The organism is Nocardia sp. CA-135953 (assembly GCF_050955735.1).
Classification (GTDB): Bacteria; Actinomycetota; Actinomycetes; order Mycobacteriales; family Mycobacteriaceae; genus Nocardia.
In genome coordinates, this window is record NZ_CP192082.1 from 6,483,341 (window position 1) to 6,495,803 (window position 12,463).

The following is a 12,463-nucleotide window of genomic DNA, read 5'->3' on the forward strand; positions in this document are numbered from 1 at the left end:
CGGGTCCGCCGCTCGGAAGAAATCGCCCCTCATTGCGACTGCTTCCATGCCGCACCCAATGCGGCCAGCGCGTCCGAGCCGAGGCCGGACACGCTCATCGCGGCGTGCTGGTGGTTGTCGGTCGGCTGCTCGGGCTCGGCCTGCACGCCACCGGTACCGAAGGTGTCGCCCATGGTCGTGGTCTCCCCGGCGGCTACCGCTTCGTCTACCGCGGCCGCGAGTTCGCCGATGGTCAGGTGCTCGAATATCAGCTGCGGAGACAGCGGAAGACCGAGCTCATCGGCGCGGGCCGACCACTGGATGGAGATCACGCTGTCGCCGCCGAGTGCGAAGAAGCCGTCGGCGGCGGTGACATCCTCGATCTCGAGCAGTTCCTCGAGGATTGCAATGAGCTGCTGTTCGGTCTCGGTGTGCGCCACATCGGAAGATGCTTTGCCCGTGCTGGTTTCACCGGCGCTATCGGTCCGGAACGCGAGCCGCCCCACGGTATCCCAGCGCGCCCGCTGCCCCGTGCGGAACAACCGGGCTCCCGGCAGGTGCGGATCGTCGATGAACGCGTCTGCCGAATCCTCGACGTACCCCAGAGCAAGCCCGACACCACCGACGTACACATCGCCGTCAACCCCGGGCGCGACCGGTCGCAGGGCTTCATCCAGCACCAACAGCCGAGCCCCTGGAATGGGTCGCGCACGTCCGCTGCCATCGACCGCACCGCGTGCCACCGCACCCACGTACTCCGGAATCCGGAAGTCGAAGGTGGCGACCGAACCGGCTGCGAGCGCGGGCAGCAGATCGGGAAGCGCTGCGGGCCAATGGGTTCCGACGACCTCCCAGCTGTGCACCGACGGCAGCATGGATACGCCGGTCTGCACGAACCGCGACAGCGTGACGGGCTCGGCGACCACATGGGTGACCGAATGCGCGCCGATCAGCTCGACCAGCGCGACCGGATCTTCACCTTCGGTGGTGAGGATCAGCGTCGCCCCATCGGCGAGCGCGGCCAGCAACTCGACTTCGATCTCCGATCCCGTCCAGGGCACGGCGACGAGTCGCACATCCGCCCAACCTGTTGCCCGGTCCAGCGATTCGCCGCGGCGATCGGCGGCAATGGCGCGTCGATCGGCCACCGCGGCCGCCAGCGCGTCGCGGTCGAGCACAACGTGCGAAACCGCAATGGTCCCGCCGGTATTCGCTACCGCATCCAGTGCGGTTAGCCTGCGCACCACCCCGGCCATCGAAGCACCATCGGGCACTTGCGCCGATCCGCCGCCGTCGAGCTGTTCGAACAGCTCGCCATAAGTGAGCGTCTCGGTGCCGCACCGCAGGGCGATCCGATCGGTCGGCACCCCGCGGCCGCGCCGGATCAACTCGGCAAGGCCCGGCGTCCAGGAGAGCTCCACACCGGTGGCCCATTCACCGAGGACCCGTTGCCGCTCGGCGGCGGGCATGATGTCGAGCTCACCGACCGTGCTGTCGGGTGCTTCGGCGAAGGCCGTCAGCACACGAAGCATGCGCTGCGCGAACAACTCTCCGGTCGCGGGCTCGTACAGATCGGTATTGACGATGACGCTGGCATCGAAGCCGCCGTCGGAGCCCGCGAAAAAATTGATGCTGAGGTCCAGCAGCGAGATGTCGAAATCCAATGGCAATACCGTCAGCGCGGTGTGCGCGTCCAAACCCTTACCGGCACCGTCCCAGTTCTCCTCGCGGAAGTGCATCATGGCCTGGAACAGCGGGTTCCTGGACCGGGACCGCGCCGGATTCAGCGAGTCGACCACGCGTTCTATCGGGATGTCCTGATTGCTGTAGGCGCCGAGTGCGGTATCGCGGGAGCGCTCCAGCACGGTCCGCAGCGTCGGATCGCCGGACAGGTCATTGCGCAGCACCACCATATCGGCGAGCAGTCCGACCAACTCGGCGGCGGCCGGATCGACCCGGCCCGCGATAGGCGTACCGAGCGGAATATCCACACCCGCACCCAGTTTGTGCAGCAGAGTCGCGACGGCGGCCTGGTAGAGCATGAATTCACTGCCCCCGCTCGCCTCGGCGAGGCCCTTCAGTTTGCCGCGCAATGCGGCGGGCACCGCGAACGGCACCACATGTCCGTTCTTGCCGAGAATGGCGGGACGTGGCCGATCCAGCGCGACATTGATCTCGTCCGGCAGACCGGTGAGTGTGTCGCGCCAGTAATCCACCTGCGTGCCGAGCGTCTCGACCACCTCGCGCTGCCACAGCGCATAGTCGGCGTACTGCACGTCCAGGGGCGTCCAGTCCGGATCAGCGCCTGCGGTGCGTGCACGGTAGGCGGTGGCGAGGTCGTCCAGAATCGTCCGGAACGACCAGTGATCCGCCACCAGATGATGTACGAGCAGCGAAAGTACGTGGGCCTTGTTGTCCAGCACGAAGATTTGCGGTCGGATCAGCAGCTCGGTAGCAACGGCGAAGCAATGCCCACCGGCCGCAGCGAGTTCCGCACGCAGCTGCTCCGGATCGTCCAGCTCCGTTACCGGCACATCGATCGGCCCGGCGGGCAGCACCAATTGATAGGGCACACCGCCGTTCTCGGGGAAGACGGTGCGCAGCACCTCGTGCCGGGCAACGACATCGCCGAGCGCCGCAGTCAGCGCATCGAGATCCAGTGGGCCGTCCACCCGCACCGCGAATGGAATATTGCCGATCGCGCTCGGCCCCTCCAGCTTGCGCTGGAACCACAGCGCGAGCTGCGAATAGGACAGCGGAATATGCTCGGGCCGTTCCCGTTTCAGCAAGGCGGGCACGGCAGCGCGGGCCGGTGCCGGTGTGGCCTCGATGAGCGCGGCAAGTCCCGCGACGGTCGGGGTGTCGAACGGTGCCCGCACATCGATCTCGACGCCGAATTCGGTGCGAATCCGCATGACCAGGCGGGTGGCCAGCAGCGAATGCCCGCCTAGATCGAAGAAGGAATCGTCCGCGCCGATCTGCTCGCGGCCGAAGATCTGCGCGAACAGGCCGGCGAGCCGGATTTCGGTGGCGGTGCTCGGCTGCCGATAGCGGCGTGTGGTGACGCGTTCCGGATCCGGCAGCGCGCGCCGATCGAGTTTGCCGTGCACGGTCAACGGGATCTCGTCGATCACCGCGAAGGCACTGGGCACCATGTACTCCGGCAACGTCGCAGCGGCGTGCCTGCGCACCTCGTCGATATCGAGCGTCGACTCCGAAAGACCATTGGCCGCGACCACATACGCGGTCAGCATCGCACCGACGGCCGCGTCCTCGACCGCGATGACGACACAGTGGCCGACACCCGGACAGGACGCGATGGCCGCCTCGACCTCGCCGAGTTCGATCCGGAACCCACGCACCTTGACCTGCTCATCGGCCCGGCCGACGAATTCGATCTCACCATTGGCGTTGCGTCTCGCGAGATCGCCGGTCCGATACAGCCGAGCGCCCGATGCGAACGGATCGGCCACGAACCGCTCTGCCGTCAGCCCGCGCCGATTCAGGTAGCCGCGCGCCAATTGCGCTCCACCCAAATAGATCTCACCGACCACACCCGATGGCACCAACTGCAGCGCCTCGTCGAGCAGATACACCGTGACGTTCTGATTCGGCACACCGATCGGCACGATCCGCGTGCCCTGCGGACCTTCCACATTCATATGCGTCGCACACACCACGGCCTCGGTCGGACCGTAGTGATTGCGCAGTTCGGCATCGAAGACGCCGGCGAACTTGTCGGCCACCTCACCGGGCAGCGCCTCACCGCCCACCGGAACATGCCGCAGCGCACGCCATTGGCTCACCTCCGGCAGCAGCAGGAAGGTGCTCAACATCGACGGCACCATATGCAGCACGGTGACCCCGCAGCGGGTGATCAACTCGGCGACATACGGAATATCGCGGAAGGCATCCGGCTTCGGGATGACCAGCCGGGCGCCGAGCGTCAGCGTCACGAAGATATCGAGCAGGGAGGCATCGAAGCTCACCGAGGAGGACTGCAGTAGCCGGTCTTCGGCGGTCATACTCCATTCCGCGACGAAGCCCGCGAGATGTTCGGCGATCGCGGCATGGGACACCGGCACGCCCTTGGGCTTTCCGGTGGAACCGGAGGTGTAGATGACATACGCCAGATGGCCGGGCAGCAGCGGTCGCACCCGGTCCGTGTCGACAGGATCGGTCTCGGGGAGTTCGGCGGCCGCGGACTCGGCGGCGGCCAGTTCGGCCCACCCGAGCACCAGCCGGGGCGCGGCATCCTCGACCAGGTAGTCGATGCGATCGTCCGGGTAGGCCGGATCGATGGGCAAGTAGGCGGCACCGGATTTGAGGACACCCAGCACCGCGACGACGAACTCCACCGAATTCGACAGCCGCAACCCCACGATGTCCTCGGTGCCCAGTCCGCTCGTGATCAGCCAGTGCGCGAGACGATTGGCGCGGCGATTCAGTTCGACATAACTGAGTTCGATATCGAGGTCGGCAGGGGCGACGATGGCGAGCGCGTCGGGCGTTGCGGCGACCTGGTTTTCGAAGAGCGCGACCATGGTGGTCGGTTCGGCCTCGACAATCGGGCCGTGTGACAGTTCGAGAATCGCGGCCCGATCCGCCGCGCCGAGCATATCGATATCACCGAGCCTGCGATCGGGATTCGCGAGCGCGCTGTCCAGCAGCTGCACATAGTGGCCGAGCAGCTGTTCCACCAGAGAGCGGTCCAGATCGGCGATCCGGTACTCGGCCTCCAGATAGGCGCCATCGGCTTCGGCGACAACGGTCAGCCCCAGCGGAACCTGCGCCACAGCGCTACCGAGATCCAGCAGCGTCGCCTCGACACCCGCGAGATCGAAGCCCTGTGCGCTCCTGCGGACCCCGAAGCCGAGTCGGACCAGCTGCTCCAACCCGTCCCGGCCGCCGACGCGATCCGGATTCGCTTCGCGCACAACGCGATCGATGCCGACATTCTGATGTGCGAAGGCACCGACACAGGTGTCGCGAATGGTTTCGGTGAAGCGGGCGAAGGTGTCCTCGACGCCGATGGTGGCGCGGAGCAGCAGCGTATTGCCGAAGTAGCCGATCAATGATTCGGCGGCGGCATCGCGGCGCACGGTCACCGGGACCGATACCAGGAAATCCGTTGCCGCGGTGTAGCGATGGATCACCGCGTCATAGGCGGCCAGCCACACCATGAACGGGGTGGCGCCGTGTGCACGCGCGAAGGCCTCGACCCGGCCGACGAGCTCCGCGGACAACGGCAATGTGCACCGGTCGGACTGCTTGGCCGCGATCGCGGCGACCGCGGCCGGACCAGGGAGTTCCAGAGATTCCGGCAGTGGGCGCAGGGTTGCGCGCCAGTAGTCGATATCGGCGCTGTCGTTGTCGGCGCTGTCGTTGTCGGCGCTGTCGTTATCGGCGGCGGCGATATCGCCGATGACCGCGACGTCGACGAATTGCGCACGGCCGGTCTGGGCGGACTCGGCGCGGTAGGCGGCATTGAGTTCGGTGAAGAAGACCGCCCACGAGTCGTCGTCCCAGCTGATGTGATGTGCGACCAGGAGCAGGGCGAATTCGTCGGCGCCGGTGCGCACAAGGCTGACGCGCAACGGCGACTCGGTCGCCAGATCGAACGGTCGGCCGAATTCCCGGCGCGCCAGCACTTCCAGCCTGCGCGACCGGCCGGATTCCGGCAGATCGGTCAGATCGTGTGCCTGCCAGGACAGTTCGAGATCGGCACGGGCGATCTGGTACGGCTCGCCGTTCTCGTCCAGCCCATAGGTGGTTCGCAGTATGTCGTGGCCGTTCACGACGGCCGCGACCGCATCGCGCAGCCGCGCCTCGTCGAGCGCACCCGTCAGCCGGTAGGCCACACAAATATTGAGGGTCGTGTCCTCTGGATCGCGGGTCTGCAGAAACCACATGCGCCGCTGACCGGCCGAAAGCGGATGACGCTCACCGGGTTTCGATCTTCGAATCGGCGCATTCTCGGAAGTCGGTGCGGTCAGACCACTTTCGGCCAAACGCTGGCGCAGCAGCGCCTTGCGGCGGTCCAGCACGCTCGCCGGCTCATTGTTCGACATCGTCAATCCCTCGCCTAGACGTTGCTGTCGGCCATCAGGCGCACGACGTCGTCCAACGACGCGCCGCCCAGAATGGCCGCCACCGGAAGATCGCGGTTCAGTTCCGCCTGCACCCGTTTGCGGAAGTCCAACGCCTGCAGCGAATCCAGGCCGAGTGCCACCAGCGGCACCGAGCTGTCGATGGGGTCGAGCCCGTCGACGCCCATTACCTTGCCCAGTTCGATGCGGACCTGGTCGAACAGTGAACCGGCGGGCCTGGGCGTGGGCTCTACCACGATGACTGGCGTCGCCGTCGGCTCGACCGCGGGAGCTGAGCACTGCATCTGTGTGAGCACATCGGTGAGCAATGGCCCGAATCCGAGCGCCGAGATGAGGGCATGTACCTGGGACCAATCCGCTGCCGCGACCAGCCGGTTGCCGGGTCGGCCGATTTCGGCGTATTCGGACATCCCGACCACGAGCGCGTCGGCCGGATCCATCGGTACCACCCCGGCCGCGGTGACCCGGTCCAGACCGACCGCATGCAACGGCCCCGCCAGATCCCAGATGCCCCACTGCACCGCGACGGCGTTGGCGCCCTGAGCGCGCAAGCGCTGTGCGAGCACATCGAGCATGCGATTGACCGTGGCGTAGAGGATCTGTCCGCGCCCGCCGAACGTCGCGGCCGCCGAAGAACAGATGATGATGCGACAGTCCTCGCTCATCGGCAGTGCGCGCAGCAACAGATCGATGCCGACAATCTTGGAACCGCCCATTTCCCAGACCTTTTCGGCAGTGATATCGCCGAGTTCGGCACCGACGTAGTTCACCGCCGCATGCACCAGCATGCTCACCGGCCGATCGGCATGCGCGTCGGCGAATCCGCGCACCGCGGCCTCGTCACCGACATCGCACGCGACGACCACGACCTCGGCATCACCGCTCTCCCGGATCGAACGCAACCGAGCCGCGATGGCGTCGGTCTCCCCGGAACGGCTCAGCAGCGTGATACGTCGAGCGCCACGCTCGGCGAAGTGCGCACCGAACTTCAAGCCCAGTGTGCCGGTGCCCCCGACGATCACGATGTGGTCGAGGTCCTCGGATGCGATGGCACCCGAAGACTCCTGGTCGACCTCGAGCCGCTTGGCGTACAGACCACCCGCACGCAGCGCGAGTTGCGGTTCATCCTTGGTATGCAGGGCCCGCACAATCGCGGCGGCCTGCGCGGCGTCGCTCTCGCCGACGCCGAGATCCAGATGCCGGAACGCGGTGCCTATGTGTTCCATACCGATGCAGCGGAATCCGGCCGAAATCGCGCCGTGGAACAGGTGCGGCACGGCATCCTCGGCCACCACGGATTCACCGCCGATGGTCAGCAGCCAGCAGTCGGTGACGGTCGAGTCGATGGCGGGTAGCCACCGCGACTCGTAGAACTCGGCCACCTCACGAAGGGCGGTAGGCCCGTCCATATCCGGAAGTTCCGGCAGCAGTACGACAATGGCGTCGTGGTCGGCGACAGACTCGGGGTGAACGGGATCGGAAACCGTGGCATTGCCGCCGTGGTTGTAGGCCGCGGTGGTCAGCGCGGCCGCCAGTTCGCCGCATCGGCCGGTGGGGTCGACGATCAGCAGCCTGCGCGGCGCGCCGAGTGCGCGTCGCTCCAGCCGCACCCAACTCTCGGCCAGTCGCGTCGGGTACTCGCCTCCACCCACCGCTTCCGCGGTCACCGGTTCCGGCGGCGCGATCGGTGTCGCGGATCGGTATGCGGCCCAGAGCCGTTGCGGGTTGAGCACGGTATTCGGGAAGTCACGAAGCGGCAATTGGACAGTGCCGGAGCCGGATTCGCTGCGCAGCGAATCCCATGAATAATTCAGGTCGTGGACCGCGACCGTGGCCAGGTTGCGCGTGAACTCCGCCAGCCCCGTCGCGGTGCGCAGCGACGTGCCGAGCACCTGGAAATCGCGCGGCGGCAGCCCCGGATCACGCGGTACCAACGTCAGATTCTCCTGCACCGCCAGTTGCAGCATCGGATGTTCGGAGATCTCGATGAAGGTATCGACGCCGTCGGTTGCGGCCGCCACGACGGCACGATCGAAGCGGACCCGGTTGCGTAGATTCCAGTACCAGTACTCGTCGTGCTGCAGATCCGGAGTGATCGCCGCGCCGAGTGTGGCTCCGTAGCAAGGAATATCGGTATCGGCGAAGTTCGGCTCACTCATCTCGGTGCCGAGGAATTCCTCGAACTCCGCTCGCAATACGGCCACGATCGAGGTGTGCGCCGGGTAGGCGACCCGAATCTCGCGGGCGAACCGGCCCTTCGCGGTCGCGGTCGCGACCATGTCGACAATGGTGTCCCGATCCCCCGAGATGGCCAGAATATGTGGCGAATTGACCACCGACAGCTCAGCCCACCCGGAGTGCCTGGCCAGCAGCGCCTCGCAGTCATCGCGATTCATCCCGAACACGGCCATCGAATAGCCGCGCGGCGAGATCCGCTCGACCAGCCGGGCGCGATGGGTCACCGCGAGTACCGCATCGCGCCGAGTCATCACACCGGAGACCGCACCGGCCGCCAGCTCACCCTGGCTGTGCCCGATGGTGGCGGCGGGCAGCACACCGACAGCACGCCACATGGCGGCCAGACCGGCCATATGAAACATCAAGGCGGGCTGCACCTCCCAGACCGCGTCGGCGTATTCGCCCTCGTGCCCGAGCAGATAGTGCAGCGGGCTGACGTGGCCGAAACGCTCCTCGTGGATCTCGGCGCACGCATCGATCTCGGCTCGGTAGGCCGCGGAAACCTCGTAGTACAGCGCGCCCATACCCGGCCGCTGGCTGCCCTGACCGGGAAAAACCAGCCCGATCCGGCGGGCGGTCGCGGCTCCGTCGGTCGATACCACCGCCGCATGGGAGGCGTCTTCGGCGATCGCCCGCAGCGCGTCGAGTAGTTGCACGCGATCGGTGACCATCGCCAGTGCCCGCCGCCGACGCGCGACCCTGGTGCGAAACAGCATGTCCGCCACGCGATCCGGGGTCACTCCGGGATGCCGCTCCAGATATCCCAGGACGGCAGCCGCCTCGCCGCGCAGTCCGTCGGCCGTATCGGAGGAAAGCAGTACGGGGACGGTGCCGTCCGGTAGTCGGTAATCAGGCATCGATATCCTCCAGCACGGGCATGGCCAAGATCACGTGCGCGTTGGTGCCGGCGACGCCGAACGAAGAGACGGCGCCATAGCGGACGCCGTCGATCGGGTCCCAGGGTTCGAGTTCCGTGGCCAGCCGCAAGCTGGTGGCATCCCAATCCACCTCGGTGGTCGGGTTGTCCGCGTAGAGGCTCGGCGCGATCTGACCGTTCGCGCCGCTCAGCAGCACCTTGATCAGGCCGAGCACCCCCGAGGCGGCCTGTGCGTGACCCATGTTCGACTTCACCGAGCCGAGTCGCGGACCATCGGTGCCGCGGTCGACACCGCCATAGGACTGTGCGAGGGCGGTGAGCTCGAGCGGGTCACCGACCGGCGTTCCGGTGCCGTGCCCCTCGATCAGGCCGATGTCGTCCGGTTGGATTCCGGCCGCCGCCAAGGTCTTCTCGATCAGTCGCTGCTGTGCCGTCGCGCTGGGTACCGCGAGCGGTGCGCCCTTGCCGTTGTGATTGACCCGGGTGGCGAGCACCCGGCCGTAGATCCGATGGCCGAGTTCCCGTGCGCGCGACTCGCGTTCCACGACGACCACACCGGCGCCCTCACCCCACAGCGTGCCCGTCGCATCGGCGGCATAGGAGCGACAGTGGCCGTCGACGGCGAGTGCGTTGTTCTTGGAGAACTCGAAAAACGCCGCGGGCGAGCCCATGACACAGACGCCACCGGCCAGCGCCCAGTCACATTCACCGGCACGCACGGCATTGGTAGCCAGGTGCAATGCGGTCAGCGACGATGCGCACGCGGTGTCGGTGGTCAGCGACGGCCCGATCAGTCCGAGACTGTGCGAGATCCGGCCCGCCACCGCACCGAGGGCGGTCCCGGTGGCGCGGTATCCGGAGTACTCGGTCACCACGCCTGACTGCGGCCCGTATTCATTGATGGACGCGCCCATGAAGCAGCCGACTTCGGCGCCGTCCAGCGCGCCCGGATTGATGCCCGCATTCTCCAGCGCCCGCCAGGCCACCCGCAGCGCGATCCGCTGCTGCGGATCCATCGAAATGGCTTCGCGCGGGGTGATGCCGAAGAACATCGGATCGAATTCGGTTGCCTCGGACAGGAACCCACCGGCATCGGCGACCCGGCTCCAGCCTTCGGTACGGTGCAGCGCGAGCAACTCCTCGATCGGCCATTCCCGATTGCGCGGGAACGGTCCGATGAGTTCGCGCGCTTCGGCCAGCGCCGACCAGAAGTCGGGCAGCGTTTCGATACCGCCCGGCGCCTCGACGGCCATACCGGAGATGACGATCGGATCCATTTCGCTACTCATCCGACGCGATCCAGTTCGGGCGCGAGCAGCTCCGCGATACCGGCGGCATTGTCGTTCAGGTAGAAATGCCCGCCGTCGAAGATGGTGACGTCGATTTCCCGTGTGCTGTGATTGGACCAGCCGTACAGCTCACGCGGCGTGATGAAAGGGTCCTCGGCACCGCCGAGCACATGAATCTTGGCCTGCACCTGGACATCCACCGGACAGGTGTAGGCATCGAAGGCGCGGTAGTCGGCCTTCACCACCGGCAGCGCCATCCGCATGAGCTCGCGGCTGCCGAGTACATCGGCGCCGGTGCCCTCCATGGCGCCGAGGTGGTCGAGGATCTGCTCGTCCTCGGTCGGATGCGGCGGCAAGTCGATAGCCCGGCCCGGCGAAACCGCGGCGGACGGGGCGAGCAGTCGCACCTCGAGTCCGGCCGCCTCGGCATTGCGCACCAGTTCGAAGGCCACCATCGCGCCCATGCTGTGGCCGAAGACCGTCAGCGGCAGACCGCGATTGTGTTCGGAAGTCCGGAATTCCGCGAACGCACCGGCGGCCAGTTCGGGCAGCGTGGCGAGGGCCGCCTCGCGGGCCCGGTCCTGACGACCTGGGTACTGGAAGATCAGCACATCGAAGTGCTCGCTGAGCACCTTCGAGAACGCGCGATAGGTGGACGCGCCGCTGCCCGCGTGCGGGCAGATCAACAGGGGCGGGCGTGCTGTGCCGTTTCTAGCGACCTGCGAGCAGTCGCTAGCGGTGGAGCGGTGCTTATGGAATTGCCGGATCCATCCGAGATTTGCTGGCATGTCTTGACTCCTGCGCTTCCGCCGGACGTCCCGGCGCAACGGTCGCGCCAGGCAGCGTCATTCGATCGGCGGTGTACAACAAACCCCGGCTCGCTGCACTGATCTGGTTACTTCTGAACGGTCGATTCTTCTGAACGGGCGCCCGATATTAGCGTAGCCTACCCTAACAGATCCACCGATTCCGGCCGACTCCCCTGTGCCGCCGCCTCATCGACCGGTGAGATAGCCACCGCGCGTGAAGAATTCCGCGGCCGAATGCTCGGTACCGTCCGCGGTGCGAATCCGGGTGAGCACCAAGCCACGGTTGCGCCCGCGATGCGCCTCCGGACCACACACCACCGCGCCGCCGCCCTCCTGCACGATCACCCGACCGGGCGTGCCGCCGTAGCGCGCCTCCGAGACCGCCGCCCCGAGCACCTCGATCCGCTCATCGCGGTAGTAGGTGAACGCGCGCGGATACGGCTCGGACAGCGCGCGCACGAAACGCTCCAGATCGACGGCGGACCAGTTCCAGTCGATGCGGCTGTCCCGTTCCGAACGCTTGTGGAAGTAGGTGCGCTCGGATTTGCGCTGCGGCTTCCATTGCGCGGTACCGGATTCCAGGGCGTACAGCGCTTCCTGCAGCGCGCCTGGGATGAGTTCCATACCGCGCAAGACCAATTCGGTGCCGGTATCGGTGGGTCCGATGGGCAATGAGCGCTGCACCAGGATGTCGCCGGTGTCCAGCCCCTCGTCCATCCGATGCACGGTCAGACCCGTCTCGGACTCGCCGCTGATGAGCGCCCACAGCACCGGCGAGAAGCCGGTGAACTTGGGCAGCAGCGAATCGTGCAGATTCAGGGTGCCGTGCGGGGGCAGGTTGTAGAGCTCGGCGGGCATCCAGGTGTACCAACTGTTCACCACGATCACGTCCGGTTCGGCCCGCTTCACCAGGTCGATGGTTTCGGCATCGGCCCGTTCGGTCAGATGCACAGGTATGGCGTGCGCGCGGGCGAGGTCCTCGACCGAATCCGACCAGATTCCCTTGTAGGAGTCCGCACTGGCCGGATGGGTGACCGCGAGTACGACCTCGTGCTCCGAATCGATCAGTGCCTGTAGCGTTTTGCGGCCCCAGGTCTGGAAGCCGAACGAGACGATGCGCATGAAAACCTCACGTAGATGTATTGGGGATATCCGGGCCGA

The 12,463-nt window shown here is 66.6% G+C and carries 5 protein-coding genes; all 5 read right to left on the minus strand.

Annotation, left to right across the window (positions count from 1 at the left end; translation table 11 throughout):
* Nucleotides 1-29: 29 nt before the first annotated feature.
* Nucleotides 30-6,050, minus strand: a complete 6,021-nt coding sequence (locus tag ACQPXH_RS29745) for an amino acid adenylation domain-containing protein (protein WP_433599761.1) — start codon at nucleotides 6,048-6,050, stop codon at nucleotides 30-32.
* A gap of 14 nt (nucleotides 6,051-6,064) precedes the next feature.
* Nucleotides 6,065-9,184, minus strand: a complete 3,120-nt coding sequence (gene nbtC, locus ACQPXH_RS29750) for a nocobactin polyketide synthase NbtC (protein ID WP_433599762.1) — start codon at nucleotides 9,182-9,184, stop codon at nucleotides 6,065-6,067.
* Entirely contained in the window at nucleotides 9,177-10,493 is a 1,317-nt protein-coding gene (locus ACQPXH_RS29755; protein WP_433599763.1) for a polyketide synthase, read from the minus strand. Before ACQPXH_RS29755 ends, nbtC begins: the two co-directional genes overlap by 8 nt.
* The gene (locus tag ACQPXH_RS29760) at nucleotides 10,490-11,281 is read right to left on the minus strand and encodes a thioesterase II family protein (protein ID WP_433599764.1); all 792 of its coding nucleotides are present in this window, start codon (nucleotides 11,279-11,281) and stop codon (nucleotides 10,490-10,492) included. Before ACQPXH_RS29760 ends, ACQPXH_RS29755 begins: the two co-directional genes overlap by 4 nt.
* 207 nt (nucleotides 11,282-11,488) lie before the next feature.
* Complete coding sequence (locus ACQPXH_RS29765) at nucleotides 11,489-12,424, minus strand: methionyl-tRNA formyltransferase (protein WP_433599765.1); 936 nt, start codon at nucleotides 12,422-12,424, stop codon at nucleotides 11,489-11,491.
* Between the last annotated feature and the right edge of the window lie 39 nt (nucleotides 12,425-12,463).